Origin of the sequence: Thioclava dalianensis, assembly GCF_000715505.1 — a bacterium.
Classification (GTDB): Bacteria; Pseudomonadota; Alphaproteobacteria; order Rhodobacterales; family Rhodobacteraceae; genus Thioclava; species Thioclava dalianensis.
On the sequence record NZ_JHEH01000002.1, the window covers coordinates 224,119 to 242,491 of the forward strand.

General features: G+C 62.0%; 16 protein-coding genes and 1 tRNA gene. 4 read left to right on the plus strand and 13 right to left on the minus strand.

Features of this window, described 5'->3' with window-relative positions; genetic code table 11:
- Nucleotides 1–45: 45 nt before the first annotated feature.
- The 5 genes from DL1_RS02760 to DL1_RS02780 form a co-directional block, all read right to left on the minus strand.
- Nucleotides 46–1,395 carry an NAD(P)/FAD-dependent oxidoreductase gene (locus DL1_RS02760; RefSeq protein ID WP_051693267.1) on the minus strand — a complete coding sequence of 450 codons (1,350 nt, stop codon included), beginning with the start codon at nucleotides 1,393–1,395 and terminating at the stop codon, nucleotides 46–48.
- Nucleotides 1,392–2,210 carry an ABC transporter permease subunit gene (locus tag DL1_RS02765; RefSeq protein WP_038062069.1) on the minus strand — a complete coding sequence of 273 codons (819 nt, stop codon included), beginning with the start codon at nucleotides 2,208–2,210 and terminating at the stop codon, nucleotides 1,392–1,394. The genes DL1_RS02760 and DL1_RS02765 overlap by 4 nt, the downstream gene beginning before the upstream one ends.
- On the minus strand, nucleotides 2,207–3,097 hold the full coding sequence (locus DL1_RS02770) for an ABC transporter permease subunit (protein WP_038062260.1): 891 nt from the start codon (nucleotides 3,095–3,097) through the stop codon (nucleotides 2,207–2,209). Before DL1_RS02770 ends, DL1_RS02765 begins: the two co-directional genes overlap by 4 nt.
- A 15-nt stretch (nucleotides 3,098–3,112) precedes the next feature.
- Nucleotides 3,113–4,261 carry an ABC transporter ATP-binding protein gene (locus DL1_RS02775; RefSeq protein WP_038062072.1) on the minus strand — a complete coding sequence of 383 codons (1,149 nt, stop codon included), beginning with the start codon at nucleotides 4,259–4,261 and terminating at the stop codon, nucleotides 3,113–3,115.
- A gap of 76 nt (nucleotides 4,262–4,337) precedes the next feature.
- Nucleotides 4,338–5,420, minus strand: coding sequence for a polyamine ABC transporter substrate-binding protein (locus tag DL1_RS02780; protein WP_038062074.1), 1,083 nt, complete (start codon nucleotides 5,418–5,420; stop codon nucleotides 4,338–4,340).
- Between the two features lie 12 nt (nucleotides 5,421–5,432).
- On the opposite strand from DL1_RS02780, the gene DL1_RS02785 reads away from it, so the two are divergent.
- Both DL1_RS02785 and DL1_RS02790 read left to right on the plus strand, forming a co-directional pair.
- Complete coding sequence (locus DL1_RS02785) at nucleotides 5,433–6,272, plus strand: GntR family transcriptional regulator (protein WP_245739550.1); 840 nt, start codon at nucleotides 5,433–5,435, stop codon at nucleotides 6,270–6,272.
- Between the two features lie 94 nt (nucleotides 6,273–6,366).
- Nucleotides 6,367–7,764, plus strand: a complete 1,398-nt coding sequence (locus tag DL1_RS02790; RefSeq protein ID WP_038062079.1) for an aspartate aminotransferase family protein — start codon at nucleotides 6,367–6,369, stop codon at nucleotides 7,762–7,764.
- Here DL1_RS02790 and DL1_RS02795 read toward each other — a convergent pair.
- The 4 genes from DL1_RS02795 to DL1_RS02810 form a co-directional block, all read right to left on the minus strand.
- On the minus strand, nucleotides 7,761–8,861 hold the full coding sequence (locus DL1_RS02795) for an HlyD family secretion protein (RefSeq protein ID WP_074854716.1): 1,101 nt from the start codon (nucleotides 8,859–8,861) through the stop codon (nucleotides 7,761–7,763). The two genes, DL1_RS02790 and DL1_RS02795, sit on opposite strands and share 4 nt — an antisense overlap.
- An 11-nt stretch (nucleotides 8,862–8,872) precedes the next feature.
- Nucleotides 8,873–10,579, minus strand: coding sequence for an efflux MFS transporter permease (locus DL1_RS02800; protein WP_248642579.1), 1,707 nt, complete (start codon nucleotides 10,577–10,579; stop codon nucleotides 8,873–8,875).
- The gene (locus DL1_RS02805; protein WP_051693268.1) at nucleotides 10,576–11,049 is read right to left on the minus strand and encodes a MarR family winged helix-turn-helix transcriptional regulator; all 474 of its coding nucleotides are present in this window, start codon (nucleotides 11,047–11,049) and stop codon (nucleotides 10,576–10,578) included. The genes DL1_RS02800 and DL1_RS02805 overlap by 4 nt, the downstream gene beginning before the upstream one ends.
- A 139-nt stretch (nucleotides 11,050–11,188) precedes the next feature.
- Nucleotides 11,189–12,274, minus strand: a complete 1,086-nt coding sequence (locus DL1_RS02810; protein ID WP_211250615.1) for a YeiH family protein — start codon at nucleotides 12,272–12,274, stop codon at nucleotides 11,189–11,191.
- Nucleotides 12,275–12,386: 112 nt separating this feature from the next.
- Here DL1_RS02810 and DL1_RS02815 point away from each other — a divergent pair, with 112 nt between their 5' ends.
- Nucleotides 12,387–13,271, plus strand: coding sequence for a LysR family transcriptional regulator (locus DL1_RS02815; protein WP_038062082.1), 885 nt, complete (start codon nucleotides 12,387–12,389; stop codon nucleotides 13,269–13,271).
- 23 nt (nucleotides 13,272–13,294) lie between these two features.
- Here the strand turns inward: DL1_RS02815 and DL1_RS02820 are convergent, their stop codons facing one another.
- The 4 genes from DL1_RS02820 to DL1_RS02835 all read right to left on the minus strand — a co-directional run bounded on the left by DL1_RS02820 (nucleotide 13,295) and on the right by DL1_RS02835 (nucleotide 18,018).
- Nucleotides 13,295–13,696, minus strand: a complete 402-nt coding sequence (locus tag DL1_RS02820; protein ID WP_051693269.1) for a response regulator — start codon at nucleotides 13,694–13,696, stop codon at nucleotides 13,295–13,297.
- On the minus strand, nucleotides 13,683–17,120 hold the full coding sequence (locus DL1_RS02825; protein WP_211250616.1) for a CheR family methyltransferase: 3,438 nt from the start codon (nucleotides 17,118–17,120) through the stop codon (nucleotides 13,683–13,685). The genes DL1_RS02820 and DL1_RS02825 overlap by 14 nt, the downstream gene beginning before the upstream one ends.
- Nucleotides 17,121–17,253: 133 nt before the next feature.
- Nucleotides 17,254–17,811 (minus strand): PAS domain-containing protein, encoded by a 558-nt coding sequence (locus DL1_RS02830; protein WP_051693270.1) that lies wholly within the window; start codon nucleotides 17,809–17,811, stop codon nucleotides 17,254–17,256.
- A 130-nt stretch (nucleotides 17,812–17,941) separates the two neighbouring features.
- Nucleotides 17,942–18,018, minus strand: a tRNA-His gene (locus DL1_RS02835).
- Between the two features lie 131 nt (nucleotides 18,019–18,149).
- Here DL1_RS02835 and DL1_RS02840 point away from each other — a divergent pair.
- On the plus strand, nucleotides 18,150–18,365 hold the full coding sequence (locus tag DL1_RS02840) for a DUF6324 family protein (protein WP_038062088.1): 216 nt from the start codon (nucleotides 18,150–18,152) through the stop codon (nucleotides 18,363–18,365).
- Nucleotides 18,366–18,373: the final 8 nt, after the last annotated feature.

Consider the following 18,373-nt stretch of genomic DNA (forward strand, 5'->3'; position numbering starts at 1 on the left):
ACCGGGCGCGACTGGCCGGGCGGCCCCAAAGCGCCGCCCGGCCCCCTACAGGCGATCCAGCACGCGGTATCTCACAAGCGCCAACGGCAGTGCCGCGCGCCGCCATGGCCCCATCTCAAAGCGCTTGGGCGTGCGGCTGAAGAATTGCGGCAAATCGCTTGCTTGGCCCAGCAGCCGACGCGCAAGCTGATCGCCGCACCAATTGGCCATCGCGACCCCGTTACCGTGATAGGCAAACGCGCCATGCACGCCGCTGCCCGCGCCCATCTCGCCCACGAAGGGCACCATCTCGCGCGAAAAGCACAGCAGGCCCGACCAGAAATGCGGCGCCTCGACATCGCGCCATGCCGGAAACATCGCGTCGAAATGGGCCCGCGTCTCGCGGCGATGCGTCTCCAGCGCATTCGGCGTCCACCGCGTCGCGCCGCGCATGCCAAACAGCATCCGGCGATCTGGCATCAGGCGGAAGTAATGTAGCAGATGGCGGGAATCGTAGGCCATCAGATCGCTCGACCAGCCCTGCGCGGCGATCTCGGCGTCGCTGAGCGGGCGGGTGACGAGGACCGAGGATTGCAGCGGCAGATAGCGCCAGCGAAGCCAGCCCGGCACATTATCGGAGGAATAGCCATTGGTCGCGATCACCAGATGTTTCGCGCGGATCTCGCCCTGCGTGGTGCGCAGAACGTGATACCCATCGGCCTGCGTGATCTCAAGCACGGCGCTGTCGCCATGGATCCGTCCGCCCGCAGCGCGCACCGCCCCCGCCAGCCCAAGCGCTAATTTGCGCGGGTTGAGCGCGAAGCCCAGATCGAGATGCAGCGCTCCATGCATGCCAGCCGCGCCCAGCCCGCGCTCGGCCAACTCAGCCGGCGCGATCAGGGAGGCCTCAACGCCATGGCGCTTGGCCAGATCTGGGGCATCGCGCGTCATCTCGGCAAAGGCCTTGGGCGAATGGGCCAGTTGCAGCTCACCGCGCGAATGGCGGTCGACCTCCAGCCCAAGGCGTTCGATCTGCGTGCTTACATGATTGATGGCGGCCCGTTCGGTGGCGTGGAAGCGCTCGGCCTCGGTCGCGCCGTAGCGCGCGCGGATCTGCCCACTCGTGGCCGATGCGCCGCCCACGCAACAAAACCCGCCATTGCGACCAGAGGCCCCCCAGCCGGGACGGTGCATGTCGAGCACCGCCACATCCGCCCCGCCCTGCGCCAGCCGCAAAGCGGCGGAGAGGCCGGTGAACCCCGCGCCGATCACCGCAAACTCGACCTTCGCCGCGCCGCTGACGGGCCCGTCATCCGGGCAATCGGGCGCGGTCTGCGCCCAATAGCACCCTGCCAGAGAGCCCGCCTCATAGGCGCCTGGCTCGAAGATGTGGCCGCGCAATTCGGAGGGGCTCACGCGCGCCCCCCTTCTTGCTCTTCGCGGCGCTGCCGGATGATCGCGCGTTTCGAGATCAGCGAGGCCGAAATCACCCCGATCGCCACGACTGAGATCATCAGCGTCGAGAGCGCGTTGATCTCGGGGCTGACCCCAAGCCGCACCGCCGAGAAGATCTTCATCGGCAAGGTGGTGGCCGATGGGCCGGTCGTGAAGCTTGCGATCACCAGATCATCGAGCGAAAGCGTGAAGGCCAAAAGCCAGCCCGACACAACCGCAGGCAGGATAATCGGCAGGGTCACAAGCCGGAAGCTCTCGAAGGGCGAGGCTCCCAGATCCAGTGCCGCCTCTTCGAGAGAATGATCAAAGGTCATCAGCCGCGACGAAACCACCACCGAGACATAGCACATCGAGAAGGTCGTATGCGCCAGCATGATGGTGAAGACCCCGCGATCCAGCCCGATGGCAATGAACAGCAGCAGCAGCGACAGGCCGGTGATCACGTCAGGCATCACCAGCGGTGCATAGATCATACCCGAAAACAGGGTGCGCCCGCGAAAGCGCCCCATCCGCACCATCACGATTGCCGCCATCGTCCCCAGGATCGTGGCCAGCGTCGAGGAACTGACCGCGACTTTCAGCGTAACCCATGCCGCATCGAGGAAGGGTTGGTCGTGAAACAACTCGACATACCAGCGCGTCGAGAATCCGGCCCAGACCGTCACCAGCTTCGAGGCGTTGAAGCTGTAGATGATCAGGATCAGCATCGGCAGATAGAGGAAAGCAAATCCCAGCGTCAGGGAGGTGACATTGAACCAGCTCAGACGTTTGTTCATCGGCCCGCCTCCTCATTTTTCTGCTGGTTACGCTGGAACAGCATGATCGGGATGATCAGGATCAGCAGCAACACCACCGCGACCGAGGAGGCCAGCGGCCAGTCGGCATTCGAGAAGAACTCTGTCCAGAGCACCTTGCCGATCATCAGCGTGTTCGATCCGCCCAAGAGCTGCGGGATCACATATTCCCCGATGGCCGGAATGAAGACGAGAAAGCACCCCGCGATCACGCCGGGGCGCGACATCGGCACGGTCACCAGCCAGAACGAAGACAACCGCGAGGCGCCCAGATCGACGGCGGCCTCACCCAGCGAGTCGTCCATCTTCTCAAGGGCCGCATAGATCGGCAGGATCATGAAGGGCAGATAAGTATAGACGATGCCCAGATAGACCGCCTTGGAGGTGTTCATGATATGCAGCGGCTCGGCGATGATCCCAAGCCACATCAGGAACTGGTTAAGCAGCCCCTGATCCGAGATGATCCCCATCCACGAATAAACCCGGATCAGGAACGAGGTCCAGAACGGCAAGATCACCAGCATCAGCAGGGTCGGACGCCATTCATCGGGCGCGCGCGCCATGCCATAGGCCATCGGATAGGCGACAATCAGCGTCAGCACGGTCGAGATCGCGGCAATCTGAAGGCTCGACAGATAGGCCTTCCAGTAAAGATCGTCCTGCGTGAGGAAGACGAAATTGTCGACGCTGAGCTGTGAGAAGAAATTCTCGATCCCAGCCCAGCCCTGCGTGAGGCTGAAGGTGGGCGTGTAAGGTGGCATTGAGATCGCGGCGCTCGAGAAAGAGATCTTTACAACGATCAGGAACGGCACGAGGAACAGAGCCACCAGCCACAGATAGGGCACGGCGATCAGGATGAAACGGCGCAGGTTCATAACGATACCTCAGCTTTCCAGCACGATGCCGGCAGTCTGGGTCCAGCTCAGCCAGACCTCATCCTCCCAGGTGAATGCGCGACGCTCTAGCCGGCGCGCGTTGGTCATCGTCGCCGAGATCACCTTGCCGCCGGGCAGTTCGACCCGGTAGGTCGAGACATTTCCGAGATAGGCGATATCGATCACCCGACCCTGCGCGTGATTGGCGCGATCCGGATCGGGCTCGAACCCAACGCTGATCTTTTCGGGCCGGATCGCATAAGAGACCCGGCTGCCCTGCGCGATCGGTGCGTTTGCGACCGCGCGCACCGGCGGCTCGCCCTCGGCATAATGGATCTGCACCGCGTTCTCGGGACCGTCGGGACCCGGGCTGGCATTGCCCTCAAGAATATTCACGTCCCCGATGAAATCGGCGACATAGACGGAGTTGGGCTGCTCGTAGATATCGGCGGGCGTCGCGACCTGCATGATGACGCCATTGTTCATCACAGCCACCCGGCTTGCGACGGTCATCGCCTCTTCCTGATCGTGGGTCACGATGACGAAGGTGGTGCCGGTGCGCTCCTGAATATCCATCAGTTCGAACTGCGTATCTTGGCGCAGCTTCTTGTCGAGCGCGCCCAGCGGCTCGTCGAGCAACAACAGCTTGGGTGCCTTGGCCAGTGACCGGGCGAGCGCTACACGCTGGCGCTGGCCGCCGGAAATCTGGTGCGGCTTGCGGCGCGCGAATTTCTCCAGCCGGGTCAGGCGCAACATCTCGGAGACCCGCTCCTCGATGCGCTCTTTCGAGGCCCGCTCGCGCTTGAGTCCGAAGGCGATATTTTCCCAAACCGACAGATGCGGAAACAGCGCGTAGCTTTGAAACATCATGTTCACGGCGCGCTTGTTGGGCGGCACATCGGCGACATTCTGGCCGTCTATGGTGATCGCGCCCTCGGAGGGCGCCTCAAAGCCCGCAAGCATGCGCATCAAGGTGGTCTTGCCGCAGCCCGACGGCCCGAGAAGCGCGAAGAACTCGCGTTCGTAGATATTGAGATCGATATTGTCGATGGCCGTAAAATCGCCGAAGCGCTTGGTGATGCCGCGACATTCGATCAGCGGTTTCGCCTTAGGATCGTTCCAAGGGTCAAAAACGATTTTCGGCTTTGCCTGCGCCATGGGGACCTCGATTTGTCTGGAGTATAAACGAGTACCGCGCCGGGCTGACCCGGCGCGGTTGCATGTCTGGAGGTGATCAGGTCCCGGACTTCACTTTGGTCCAGAGCCGGGTGACGATGCGCTTCACCTTCGGCGGATAGGCGGTCACGGTGTAGAGGTTGTCCATCGTCGCGGCAGGCGGGTAGATCGCCGGATCATCAATGACCGATTTGTCGAGATATTTCTGCGATTCCTTGTTGCCATTGGCATAGTTCACATAGTTCGACGCAGCGGCGATATTTTCGGGGTCCATCATGAAGTTGATGAATTTCTCCGCGCCCGAGGGGTTCGGAGCGTCCGCCGGGATCGCCATCATGTCAAACCACATCAGCGCCCCTTCCTTGGGGATGTGATAGGAGATCGTCACGCCGTTCTTAGCCTCGGCGGCACGGTCGCGCGCCTGCAGAATGTCGCCCGACCAGCCGAAGGCCACGCAGATATCGCCATTGGCCAGCGAGTTGATATATTCTGAGCTGTTGAATTTCCGCACATAGGGGCGGATCGCTTCGAGCACGGGCTCGGCCTTCTCGATCACCTTGGGATCCTTCGAGTTCGGATCCTCGCCCAGATAGCGCAGCGCAGCCGGGATCATCTCTGTCGGCGCATCGAGCATCATCACGCCGCAGCTTTGCAGCTTTTTCATGTATTTCGGATCGAAGACCAGCGAGAGGCTGTCGACCGGCGCATCCGCCCCCAAGACTTCCTTCACCTTTTCATCGTTGATCCCGATGCCGGTGGTGCCCCACATGTAGTTGACGGCATATTGGTTGCCCGGATCGTATTGCGCGGTGCGCTCTTTGATCTTGTCCCAAAGATATTTCGAATTGGGCATCTTGGAGTAATCGAGCTTCTGGAACACGCCCGCCTGGATCTGGCGCTCAAGGAACGAGCCGGTCGGCACGACCACATCATAGCCCGAACTGCCCGACAGAAGCTTGGTCTCCAGCACTTCGTTCGAGTCGAACACGTCATAGACGAGCTTGATCCCCGTCTGATCTTCGAACTTCTGCAAAAGCGCAGGATCGATGTAGTCCGACCAGTTGTAGACATGCACCTCTTCGGCGGCTGCCATAGTGCCACTGATCGCGATTAGTGTCGCTGGAATGAGTGTCTTGAACATCTAGTTTCCCCGTTGGTTGTTCTTTACAGACAAGCCTTGCGGCATTATTTGATCAAATCAAGCGCCTTTCTGCAGAATGTCCCGAACCACCGACCACATTTGTGTTTTTTTCAGGCATCGGCGCATTTTTGGGCGCCTCAAAAACGACAAGGATCTCAAGTGGCACGCATCTCTTTGGACAAACAGCCCGCACATTTGAGCATCTACACCGCTTTGCGCAACATGATTCTAAGCGGCGACCTGGCCCCCGGTCAGGCGGTGACGATCCAAGGATTATGCGAGCTTTTGGGCGGCTCGACGACGCCCGTGCGCGAGGCGATCAGGCGCCTGACCTCAGAGAGGGCACTGCATTTCCAGGGCAATCGGCGGGTCTCGGTGCCGGTGCTCACTCTTCCCCAGATCGACGAGCTGACATTCGCGCGGGTCGCGCTTGAGCCGGAACTTGCCCGTCGCGCTTTGAAAAACATGACATCTGAGTTGATTGACGAGCTTGCGCAGATCGATGCGCAGGTGGATCTGGCCATCGAGCTGGGCGACGTGAAGAGCTACCTGCAAACCAATCACCGCTTTCACATGACGCTCTATGATGCCGCACATTCGGACATACTGCTGCCTGCGGTGAACAGTTTCTGGCTGCGTTCATCGCCTTCCCTGCGGGTGATTTGCGGCCGCAAGGGCACCCAACATCTGCCCGACAAACACCAAGAGACGATCGCCGCGCTGCGTGCGGGTGACGGCGAAGCCGTGGCCCGCGCCATCGGGCAAGATATCCGGCAGGGCATGGACAATATCCGCGCCGCACTGCTCGAAACACGGGCGCAGGACGGCGAGGTCACGCGCAAGGTTTCTTGACCTTACAAATTTGATCATATTATCTAGCTACAATCCGGGCGCACGACGCGAGTCGCGCCCCGCTCTCCTTCACAGTCTCAACAGGATGCGCCCCATGTCGGAAAACCACCTGCCCACCGCCGAGTTGCAAGCTCTCGATGCCGCCCATCACATGCACCCTTTCACCGAAGGGGACGCGCTTAATGCCAAAGGCGCGCGCATCATCACTGCGGCGCAGGGCTGCTATCTGACCGATAGCGACGGGATCGAGATCCTCGACGGCATGGCCGGTCTGTGGTGCGTCAATATCGGCTATGGACGCCAAGAGATGGCCGATGCCGCCGCCCGCCAGATGCGCCAGCTTCCGTTCTACAACACCTTTTTCCAGACGAGCCATCCGCCCGCGATCCACCTTGCCGCGAAACTGGCCGAGATCGCCCCGGGCGATCTGAATCACGTGTTCTTCAACGGTTCGGGTTCGGACAGCAACGACACCAACCTGCGCATGGCGCGCGTCTACTGGGCCCATCAGGGCAAGCCCGAAAAGCAGGTCGTGATCTCGCGCTGGAATGGCTATCACGGCTCGACGATGGGGGCGGCAAGCCTCGGCGGGATGAAGGGCATGCATAAGCAAGGCGGCCTGCCGATCCCGGGCATCGTGCATATCAACCAGCCCGACTGGTGGGCCGAGGGCGGCGATATGAGCCCCGAAGAATTCGGCATCGCCCGCGCACGCGAGCTGGAAGAGATGATCCTTGAGGTCGGCGAAGACAAGGTCGCGGCCTTCATCGCAGAGCCCGTTCAGGGTGCAGGCGGCGTGATCGTGCCCCCCGACAGCTACTGGCCCGAGATCAAGCGCATCTTGGCGAAATACGACATCCTGTTCATCGCCGATGAGGTGATCTGCGGCTTCGGGCGCACGGGCAACTGGTTCGGCTGCCAGACCTATGACCTGCATCCCGACATCATGACGATCGCCAAGGGCCTGTCCTCAGGCTATCTGCCGATCGGCGGCAGTCTGGTATCGGACAAGGTGGCGCAGGTGATCAATGCGGGCGACGAATTCGCCCATGGCTACACCTATTCCGCCCATCCGGTTGCGGCGGCGGTCGCGCTCGAAAACCTGCGCATCTTGCAAGACGAAAAGATCATCGAGACGGTGCAGGCCGAAACTGGCCCCTATCTCAAGGAGAAATGGGAGGCGCTGACCGATCACCCGATGGTGGGCGAGGCCAAGATCGTGGGTATGATGGCCTCAATCGCGCTGACACCTGACAAGGCCAGCCGCGCGAAATTTGCCGCCAAAGCGGGCACGGTCGGGCTGATGGCTCGCGAGCGCTGCTTTGCCAACCATCTGGTGATGCGCCATGTCGGCGACCGGATGATCATCTCGCCGCCGCTGGTGATCACCAAGCCTGAGATCGACTTGCTGATCGAGCGCGCCCGCAAGGCGCTCGATGAAACCTATGCGCAGGTGAAGGCCGACGGCTTGTGGAAGGCCGCGGAGGCCTAAGCGCCCCCCGCACTTGCCCCCTTGGACTTGGACGGGCCCGCGTCTGTGCTCACAGGCACGACGCGGGCCTTGTTCACCCGCACCTCGACGGACAGACCGGGGACAAGTTTGTCCAGATCGGGCTGACCCGGATCAATCGAGATCCGCACCGGCACGCGCTGCGCCACTTTGGTGAAGTTGCCCGTCGCGTTGGAGCTGGACAGCAGCGAGAACTGCGCAGCCGTCGCGGGCGAGAACCGCTCGATGCGCCCGGTGAAGGTCTCGCCGCCCAGAGCATCAACGCTGAACTGTACCGCATCGCCGACCGTCATCCCTTTCAGCTCGGTCTCTTTGTAATTCGCGATCAGCCACAGATCGTGGGGGACCAACCCCATCAAGGACGACCCCGCCGACACGAATTGCCCGACCCGGACGCCGACTTGCCCCAGAGTACCAGCCTCCGGGGCGCGGATCACGGCATGATCAAGCTGCACCTTCGCGGAATCGAGCGCCGCCTGAGCTGCATCGACATTTGCGTCAAGCGAATGGCGGTTCAACTCGGCTGTCTTGACCGCCTGCGTCGCAACCTCGATGGCGCTTTTGGCCTCGCGCAGATTGGCATTGGCCTGATCGAGCGCAAGCTGGGCCTGATCGGTGTCGGATTGCGACATGTAATTCTTGGCATTCAGCTTGGTCGCGCGATCCATCGTGGTTTGCGCGGTTCGCGCGCTCGCCTGCGCCGACGCCAGCGCCGCATTGCGCGCATCGAGCGTTGCTTTGGCCGAGGCCACGGCCTGCTCGCCATTGGCCTGTGCCGCACGGGCCGCTTCCAGCTGGGCCTTGGCCTGCGCAAGGGCTGCAACGAGCGAGCGGTCATCGAGCTTCACCAAGACTTCGCCCTTGCTGACCGTGTCGAAATCCTTGACCGGGACTTCGGTCACCAGCGACGAGACTTGCGACGACAGCGTGGTCACGCGGCCATGCAGATAGGCATTGTCGGTCCACGCCACTTGGCTGGTGAAAGGCGGCAGACGCCATGCATAGAGCACGACCAACAGCCCCAAGACCCCCATCAGCACGACGATGCCGGTATTGATATGACGTTTACTCAAAGACATGAGAGACCTCGTTACGCTAAAGACGGCGCAGCGCCGCGCGCTGGGTGGCGCGCAAACCAAGCGTCCATACAGACATGAAGGATCAGGCCAGCCAGCGCCGCGAGGGCAAGCCAGCACACAAGAAGAAAGGAGTCGTTATAGGCCAGCACACTGCTTTGCTGTGACAGGGACGCGCCGATCTGCTGCATCGCGCCCGCTTTGCGCATCGCCCCATCCGAGATCGTCGGCGCATATTGCGCCGCCAGCGCCTGCACCTGCCCCGCAAGCTGCGGATTGGCCGTGGAGATCTGCGGCGAGAGCTGCGCTGCGTGATAGGCGGTGCGCTCGATCACGAAAGTTCGGTACAGCCCAGAGCCCACCACGCCGCCAAGGCTTTGCGTGGCAAGAAACACGATCACGAAGCTCAGCAGGTAATTGGGCCCCTTGGCCAGCGCCGAGGCCAGCCCTTTGGCCATGGCAGGCGGCAGGAAGAGAATGCTCGCAAGACCGATCAGCGCTTGGCTGAAATACATCTGCTCGGGCCGTGTCAGGACGGTGGAGTGCGAATCCAGAAATGCGCCCGCTGCAATCAGCACAAGCGAGATGGCATGAAACAGAGGCGCCCGCTCGGCCTTGGTGAACAGCGCGCAGATCCCGCCCGCCACCGCCGTCGCAAGCGTCACGATCCCCCACAGCCCGATCTGCTGGTCGGGCACGAGACCAAAGGTGCGAAACATGCCCACCACGCCCGCGCTCTGCTCGGACAGCAGGATGCGAAACAGCAACAGCGTGCAGGCGAGGTGAAAGATCGTCGGGCTGAAGACCCAGTTGAGATCCACCAACGGCTCCTTGCGGTTCAGCTCGATGGCGGCTGCCGCGACCAGCGACAGCACCACATAGGCCAGCAGCACACCGATCCAGCGCGTCTGCGTCCAGTAGTCATAAGCGCCGAACATCGAGGCCACGACCAGCCCGCCGAACCCCGTCGCGATCAACCCGAAGCTGAGAAAATCGAGCGGCGCGATCACCTTCTCCAGCGGCTTGGGCGTGAGCGGCAGCAGATAGACGAAAGCCAACGCGATCATCGCCATGCCGATCTCGAATTCGGTCACGCCAACCCAGCCATTTGGGGCCGAGAGGAAGGGAAGCAGCATGCGTGCAAGCGGACGTCCCGCCATGATCATCGTGAGCGCCACCGAGAGCCCCACCGAAAGTTTGTATTTCGCCGGGAGGTGCTCGAGCATGTAGAGGATCGCAAGGCTCGAGAGCGGGGCGGCCGCGATCCCGCTGATCAGCGCGACGATGATGGCCGAATGCAGGTCGTCCACCCAGAAGTTCAGAAAAGACGCGCCGAAAAAGCACAGGATGCCGATTTCTGCGAAACGACGCAGGCCGAACTGGGTGCGGATCTTGATCAGCATCAGCGACATCGAGGCGCGCGGCGCAAGGAATGCCGCCATCACCCATGTCGCCTGAATGGTCGTGGCGTGCAGATCACCCGCAAGCTGCGGCACATTGGCCGACACGAACCCCATCGAAAGCGATTGCGACAGCGCAATGATCGACGAGGCGAGCACGTAAATCAGGATCTTACCCAGCGGCGCGGGGGTCTCGGCCGGGGCCTGAGACGGGGCTGGGGCTTCCTGGGGCTGCAACTCAGCGCGGGGCTCAGGTGCCTCTGCGGCCCCTGCCCCGGGCTTCACGGAAAGCGCCGCGTTTATGTCAGCGCGCTGGTTCATAGCAGACGCATCTCCGCCATGTTGGCCGCCATCTTGTCGAGCGTGCGCTGTAGCTGCGCCATCTCCTGCACAGAGACGCCCTTGTAGACCTGAGCCCGCAGATCCTGCAGAAATCTCTCGATCTGATCGGCATTGGCGCGGGCATGCGCGGTCAGGTAGATCTGGCGCACACGTTTGTCATCAGGATCGGGGCGGCGCTCGAGAAAGCCAAGCTTCTCCAGCCCGTCCAGCGTGCGGTTGAGCGTCGGCGTCTCGATATCAAGGCACTCGGCCAGAGCGGTCTGGTTCAACCCCTCGCGGCGCGAGACCTCGAGGATCGTCTGCGCACGGGCATAGGTCAGGCCCATATCATGCGCCTGATCATCAAAGACTGAGCGCATCCGACGCACCAACCGTACCATCGCGCGCGACGCGGTCAGGCGCGGATCGGTATCATGTGCCGCCACTGGATCTTTGTATGTCTCTGTCATCTCGGCCCCAACAAGTTAGCTAGCTAACATTTCGCATGCGAACGAGATAACGCGGCCCTCGCGTCTCTTCAACACGAAGGACTGCACAGGGGGGCGTGCAAATCTGCAAAGAGGTTGATTGGAACCCCGCCCGCGCGCCTCAGAGAGCGAGAAGCGCGATCAGTCCCAGCGACAGCACCACCAGAAGCAGCAACGACATCGTGACCGTTGCGATCACACGCGGACCGGCTGCGGCGACGGCGCGGGCATCAACCCCAAGCCCCAGTGCCGCCATCGCAATCACCGTGAACACGGACGCGCCGCCATCGAGCACTGGCAGGGCTTGGTCCGGGATTGCCCCGAGTGACCGCAGCGCGATCATGGTAAGAAAGCCCAAGATGAACAGCGGCGGGATCAGCGCCGCGCGCGGCACGGCGCGCAGCCCCATGCCCCGAGGCGCGACCTCTGCCCGGCCCTCCGAGGGCAGCGTGGCGGCCATGATTGAGAGCACGACCGTGATCGGGCCCAGCATCAACACACGCACCAGTTTGACCAGCGTGCCGATCTGGATCGCCGCCGCCCCCATCGGTGCGGCCGCCGCCAAGACCTGCGGCACGGCGTAAACGGTCAAGCCCGAGAGCACGCCATAAGACAGAGCGGGCATGTGGATCGCATGACCAAGGACCGGCAGCAACAAGACGACGAGCACGCCCAGCACAGCGGTAAAGGCAATGGCCGCGCTCACATCGTCACTATCCGCGTCGATCACGGGGGCCACGGCGGCGATGGCGGAGTTTCCGCAAATCCCGTTTCCGCAGGCAATCAGCAAGGCCATGCGCGCAGGCAGGCCGAAGGCGCGGCCCAGCAGATAGGCGCCGGGCACGACAAGCGCCACCACGGCGACCACGCCGATCAACATCTCCGGCCCGACCGATAGCAGAGTCTGCGCCGAGACCGACGCCCCGAGCATAACGATCGCGATCTCAAGCACGGTCTTTGCGGCAAAATCGATCCCGGCCTTGCAGCGCGCGGGCGGCACCCACAGGCTACGCAAAGCGGCGCCCAGCACGATGGCCAGCACCAACGGCTCCAGCCATTGCGCCCCGAACACAGCCTCCTCCACGCGCCCCAGCGCCACGGCTGCGATGCCGACCGCCGCGCTCAGGGCAAGCCCCGGCGCATAGGTACGGATCGATGAGAGCTGATGCTCGAACGCGGGTCTGGCTTTCAGGGGTTTTGGCAACACGGCGGGCCTCGCGGCTGGCTTGAACACCTGCGACATGTTGTCCAGTGAAACCAATTGTTCAAACGAAATGTTTTTGTCATTATGATCGAGAAAATCGATTGAAAGACCTCGCATGACCCCCGATCAACTCCGTGTCTTTCTCGCCGTGGCCGAAACCGAGCACATGACACGCGCTGCGCAGACGCTGAACATGACGCAATCGACCGCCTCTGCGGCCATCGCAGCACTGGAGCGGCGCCATGACGTCAAACTGTTCGACCGGGTCGGGCGGGGCATCGTGCTGACCCAAGAGGGACGCGCGTTTCTGCCCGAGGCCCGCGCGGTGCTTGCGCGCATCGCCGAAGCCGAAGCAGCACTTGCCGAGACGCGCGGGCTGGCGCGAGGCCATATCCGCATGATCGCGAGCCAGACGATTGCGGGCTATTGGCTGCCGGGCCATCTCGCGGCGTTTCGGGCGCGCTACCCGGGGATCTCGCTCACGCTCGATATCGGCAATACGGAGGAGGCCGCCGCTCAGATCGGGGCCGGCGGTTTCGATCTGGGCTTTGTCGAGGGGTGGATCGACGAGAGCCATCTGGTGCGCCACGAGATCGGATCGGACCGCATGCATCTCGTGGGCGCGCGTCCCGCACCCGAAGCCCCGCTGCGCCCAGAGACGCTCTCACGCCAGCCTTGGGTGCTGCGCGAAGCCGGATCCGGCACCCGCTCGACGGCGCAGGCGGCGATGGCAGAACTGGGGGTCTCGGGCCGTGCGGCAAAGCAGGCGCTGATCCTGCCCTCGAATGAGGCGGTAATGAGCGCGGTTGAGGCAGGCGCCGGGATCTCGATCCTCTCGGCCCATGTCACCGCCCGCTCGCTCGCCAGCGGCGCGCTTTTCGATTGGGGGATCGCCCTGCCCCCGCGCAGCTTCTACGCGCTGCGCCACCGGGACCACCACACCAGCCGCGCGATGCACGCCTTTCTTGAGCATTTGCAAACGGGCGCAGGCGGCACCTAAGCCGCCGGTCGTTCGGCGCTAGATCAGGCCCCGGGGGGCTGCTGAGGCCGCACGATATCGTCGAGCTTGGATTCGAGATCCGAGGGGATCGCGGGCTTGGGGCACAGACGCGCCTCGGGATAGCGTTGCAACAGTTCGCGCGCATCGGCATGGCCGGAATGGAACAGGATCGTCACCCCGGCTGCATACAAAAGGTCGGCGAGCTCATAGACTTCGCCATCCGCGAGCATGACATCCAACACAGCCGCCGTGGGCATCTCCCGCTGGGCCTCGGCCAATGCGCCGCGCACCGTGGCACAGGGCCCGATCACGCGCGCGCCCAGATCCTCGAACATAAGCTGTAAATCCAAGGCGACGACCGCCTCATCTTCCGCAATCAATATCCGGCATGTCTGCTCGCAGGTGCCTGCTTCAAATGTCTTCATCTGCGTCAAAGGCAATCCTGTAAGTCCGATGCGTCTCTGTTACGTCCTCAGTTACCTCAGCGCCAATTTGCGCAGCAGAAATCTGAACGAGCGTCGAGCCAAACCCGGGCGTCGATGGAGTGGAACTCGCTTTTAACGTCTCATCGTAGATTTCGTTCCATTCAAATGTCACTTTTTTGTCGTCAACGACCGACCAGCGCAATTGAAGGCGGCCCGCGACCGGCCCGAGCACCCCGTATTTGGCGGCATTCGTGCTCCATTCATGCAAGATCAGCGCAAGCGAGGTCAGCTTTTCAGCCCCCACGGCGCAGGGCGGCCCGTCGATATCGACCGTATCGCCAAGCTGATAGGGCGAAAGCGTGGTGCGCACCAGCTCCTCAAGCGCGATCTTGGCCCCGTCACGTCGCGCACGCGCCAGATCATGCGAACGGGCCAGCGCGTTGATCCGCTGGGTGACATCTTCCACCAACGCGCGCGGCGTCTCGGCCTTGCGTGAGGCGATCCGCAGCATGCCCGACACGATGGAGAACAGGTTCTTCACCCGATGGTTCATCTCGCGCAGCATCAGCTCACGCATCCGCTCGTTCTCGATCTCCGAGGTGATGTCGACGCTGAGACCGATCATGCGCTGCGCGTCAGGCTCGGAGACCATGCGCCCCATCCCGCGCAGATGCATCTGCTTGCCTGAGGGCAGCGAGACTTGGAAGGTGGCGTCATATTCTTCACCGCCCGCGGCAGCTGTCGTGACCGCGCTCCAGACCTGTGACCGATCGCTTTCGATCACACGCTCCAGCAATGTTTCAGCCGAGTAAATACCTGGGCTCTCTTCACCAAAGAAGCGGGCTGTGCGCTCGTCAATTTCGATCAAGCCCGAGGCCGGATCGAGCGACCAGATCCCGATCTGCGCCACCTCAACGGCCAGCCGGACGCGCTCGGCCTCACGCGCAAGGCTGCGCTCCAGCATGAACGCCTCGGTCACATCCGTGAAGATCAGCGTGACCCCGTCGACCTTGTTATCCGCCGAGCGATAGGGCGTGGCCGAGAGCGACCAGACCTTGGCGCCATCGCCAGAGCGGATCTGAACCGGGCGCGCCTCATCACCCGACAACGTCGCTTCGATCTGACGCTCGATTTCTGCGGGCGTATCGACGTTGAATTGCAGGTCGTTGATCGGTCGCCCGCGATCACTCTGGCGCAGTCTCATAACCTCGCTTGCGCCTTCGGTGAAGTTGCGCAGCCGCCGCTTGCGATCCACGGTGATCAAGGCGTTGACATCGGAATCGAAGAAGTTCCGCAGATCGGAATTGACCTGAGACAGCTCCTCGACCTTGCTCTTGAGCTCGTCATTGACGGTGGCCAGCTCTTCATTGGTCGATTGAAGCTCTTCGTTCATCGACATCATTTCCTCGTTCGAGGATTTGAGCTCTTCGTTCGCGGTCTCCAGCTCTTCGACCGTCATGCGCAGGCGCGAGCGGGTGGCGCGCAACTCGGCCTCCAGCACCTGCACGTGGCTTTCGCTGGGCGTAATCTCGTCGAATTCTTCCTCGCTGATCGCCTCGAAGGGCGCGCGGTCGCGGAACACCACAAGGATCGTCTCGTCGGGCAAGGGATCGGCCACGACGTCTACGCGCTGGCGACCGGTCTCCGAGATCACCTCGACATCGCGGGCCATCTTGCGCTTGCCGTCCTGATTGGCGCTGCGCAGCAGGGCAGAGAGCGACTCGCGCAGTCCGGGGCGGGCCACGCTTTGCGCGAAATCCTGTCCGGTCTCAGCCGGGTCGGTCTCGATATAGCGCGAGAGCCGCCCCGTGGTCGCAAGGATCGCCCCGTCTCGACCCAACTGCATCGTTGGGGGGGCATAAATATCTATGATGCGGTTCTTCGCCACGTCACTCTTCCACTCACTATCGTCATAATTCAGACGCGCGACAGGCCGTCGGGGCGAGACGCGCGGTTTGCTCGGAGAGCCAGAAAATTCCACCGGATAGGGCGAGCGCCCGCCGGTGCTTTTGAACAGCCGCGCCTTGCTGGACACGGCTTCAAACAACTCTTCCACCCGACCGATGCTCTCGGACGGACCCAGGAAGAGAAAGCCCTCGCTGTTGAGGGCGTAGTGAAACAGCGGCAACACTTTCGATTGCAGCTTGTCGTCGAAATAGATCAGCAGATTGCGGCACGAGATCAAATCCATGCGCGAAAACGGCGGATCCTTGATCAGCGAATGGCACGAGAAGCGCACCATGTCGCGCAGGCGGAGATTGAGCTGAAAGCTGCCTTCGCGCCCAATTGCATAGCGATCGCGTAGCGTCTCGGGGATGTCGAGCAGCGCCGAGATCGGGTAGCGCCCGGCGCGCGCGATCTCGAGCATCCGCTCGTCGATATCCGAAGCGAAAACCTGCACCGGAACGGTCTTACCAGTGCGCATCATCTCGTCATCAAAGAGCATTGCGATGGTATAGGCCTCTTCGCCGCTCGAGCAGCCGGGCACCCAGACCCGGATTTCACGATCGGCGGTGGCACCTGCGACCAAAGGCGCGATCACCTCCTCGCGCAGCTGGTTGAAGTGATCCTTGTCGCGGAAAAACTTCGTGACGTTGATCAGCAGATCGCCCAGCAAGGCCTCGGCTTCCTGCGGGTCCGAATTCAGCTTGTCGAGGTATTTCAAGCTGTCGGTCAGCTCGACCACCTGCATCCGGCGCTGGATCCGGCGCTCCAGTGTCGAGCGCTTGTAATTGCCGAAATCATGACCGGTAAGCTGACGCAGCGCGGCGCAGATCTCGGCCAAAGTACCCGAGACCGGCACCGCCTCTGCGGCACTCACCACAGCAGGGTCGACATTGCGGTAGCGCGCGATGCGGTCCGTGACCTCGCCGGGGGCGCAGACGAAATCGACAAGCCCTGTGGCCACCGCCGAATTAGGCATCGAGTCGTAGCGCGCCGAGGCATCCTGCGCGATGCACAGACCGCCATATTCCTTGAGCGCACGCAAACCGACCGAGCCGTCCGACCCGGTGCCCGACAAGATCACGCAGATCGCACGATTCTGCTGATCGCGCGCAAGGCTTTCGAAGAAATCATCAATCGGACGGCGCAATCCGCGCGGCTGCTCAAAGGGCTCCAGCCGCAGCACGCCCTGCTCCAGCCGCAACCCGCTGCCCGGGGGAATGGTGTAGACATGCCCCACCTGAACCACCGTGCCATCCTCGGCCTGCCGCACGCTCAGCTCGGTCTGTCGATCCAGCAACTCTGCCAGAAGCGAATCGTGGTTGGGGTCGAGATGCTGGACCACGACAAAAGCATAGGGGTCATTCGCGCGCGCGGGCTCCAGCAACTCGCTGATTGCTTCCAGCCCACCCGCAGACGCCCCGATCCCCACGATATAGAAGGGATCAGGCTGGGTTTGCATGTCGGGAGAGGACGTCACAAGGCACCGCCCAACGGGCTTTGCCCCGCCACATGCCTCCGAAAGGAGCGCGCGCAACAGTTCATATTGCCCGGAGCGATCTCACTGTCAGAGTATTCGCGCAATAAGATATGACATACCGGCGGCATAGAGTTCACGAGCCTTCATCGCGATAGATCAAGTTCGCCATCATCGCGACACTTTCGCTCAGCACTTTGGCCGAGCCGATCATCGCAAGCCCGAAGCCACGTGAAATAATGTCGATATCGCCTACGGCCGCATCGAGAGCGGCATCATTTTGTGACAGTCCGGCCCGCCGGGAGGCTTGGCTGAGATCGAATTGCGACCCCAGAAACAGACGCGTCGCGCCCGAGGCGTCACGCATTCGTGACATGAAAACAAAGTTTTCGAACACATCGCCAGATTTGCGCTGATTTGCGATGCGAAACCGCCCTGCATCCTGCGCCTCGTCCCTCAGAAAGGCCCGCACCTCGTCGCGTTGCGACTCGGTGGTCTCGTCGCATTGCAAGAAGCGGCAATTGCGATCGAGAACCTCATGGGCTTCATAGCCCGTCAGCTTGAGGAAAGCCGCGTTGACATAGACCAAAGGCAGGTCGTCCCGATCGGCGGTCGCAAGGGTCAGGGCCACGTTGGACTTGTCGCAATAGGCGATCAAGGGCTCCGGCAGGGTCGTAATTTCAGAATAGGCCATTCGTTTCCCGATGCTCTCCGGCGCCGCGCATGGATCAGAAGATTGCACGATCCGGTCAAAAGTCCAGAAAGAACTTGGTTTTGCGCAGGATACGCATGCATCCGCAATCCAGATTTCCTGCAAGGGGAGATGGTACCGCCTCCCCGGCTTGAACGGGGGACCTCTGGATCCACAATCCAGCGCTCTAACCAACTGAGCTAAGGCGGCACTGGCGGCGGATTTAGACCGGGCTGCGCCGGAATGCAAGCCCGATGCGGTACGAATTTTACGCCGAGGCTTGCTTGACGCGCAGTTGAGCGTTACCTGAGTTTTCTCTCATGAGGGTCAGGAGGCTACCGATGGGCATCGACAAGCAAAGCGATATTTCGGCCAATCTGCAAATCGGGCCGACCGATCTGGGTATGGTCCGGCTTTATGTCGAAGGGGACGGCATCGAATTGCCACTCGATTTCGACCCCGAAGAAGCCGAAGAAATCGCCGAAGAATTGCAGGCAGCGGCCCAAGCGGCGCGCGAAATGGGCAAGGGTGGCAAAGGCAAGAAGGGCAAGCGCTAACGCCTTGC

Coding starts and splice junctions, on each gene's coding strand:
- DL1_RS02765 (WP_038062069.1), bottom strand. CDS start 2,210: ATGAACAAACGTCTGAGCTGGTTCAATGTCACCTCCCTGACGCTGGGA.
- DL1_RS02775 (WP_038062072.1), bottom strand. CDS start 4,261: ATGGCGCAGGCAAAGCCGAAAATCGTTTTTGACCCTTGGAACGATCCT.
- DL1_RS02795 (WP_074854716.1), bottom strand. CDS start 8,861: ATGTCTTTGAGTAAACGTCATATCAATACCGGCATCGTCGTGCTGATG.
- DL1_RS02790 (WP_038062079.1), top strand. CDS start 6,367: ATGTCGGAAAACCACCTGCCCACCGCCGAGTTGCAAGCTCTCGATGCC.
- DL1_RS02815 (WP_038062082.1), top strand. CDS start 12,387: ATGACCCCCGATCAACTCCGTGTCTTTCTCGCCGTGGCCGAAACCGAG.
- DL1_RS02800 (WP_248642579.1), bottom strand. CDS start 10,579: ATGAACCAGCGCGCTGACATAAACGCGGCGCTTTCCGTGAAGCCCGGG.
- DL1_RS02805 (WP_051693268.1), bottom strand. CDS start 11,049: ATGACAGAGACATACAAAGATCCAGTGGCGGCACATGATACCGATCCG.
- DL1_RS02820 (WP_051693269.1), bottom strand. CDS start 13,696: ATGAAGACATTTGAAGCAGGCACCTGCGAGCAGACATGCCGGATATTG.
- DL1_RS02840 (WP_038062088.1), top strand. CDS start 18,150: ATGGGCATCGACAAGCAAAGCGATATTTCGGCCAATCTGCAAATCGGG.
- DL1_RS02780 (WP_038062074.1), bottom strand. CDS start 5,420: ATGTTCAAGACACTCATTCCAGCGACACTAATCGCGATCAGTGGCACT.
- DL1_RS02830 (WP_051693270.1), bottom strand. CDS start 17,811: ATGGCCTATTCTGAAATTACGACCCTGCCGGAGCCCTTGATCGCCTAT.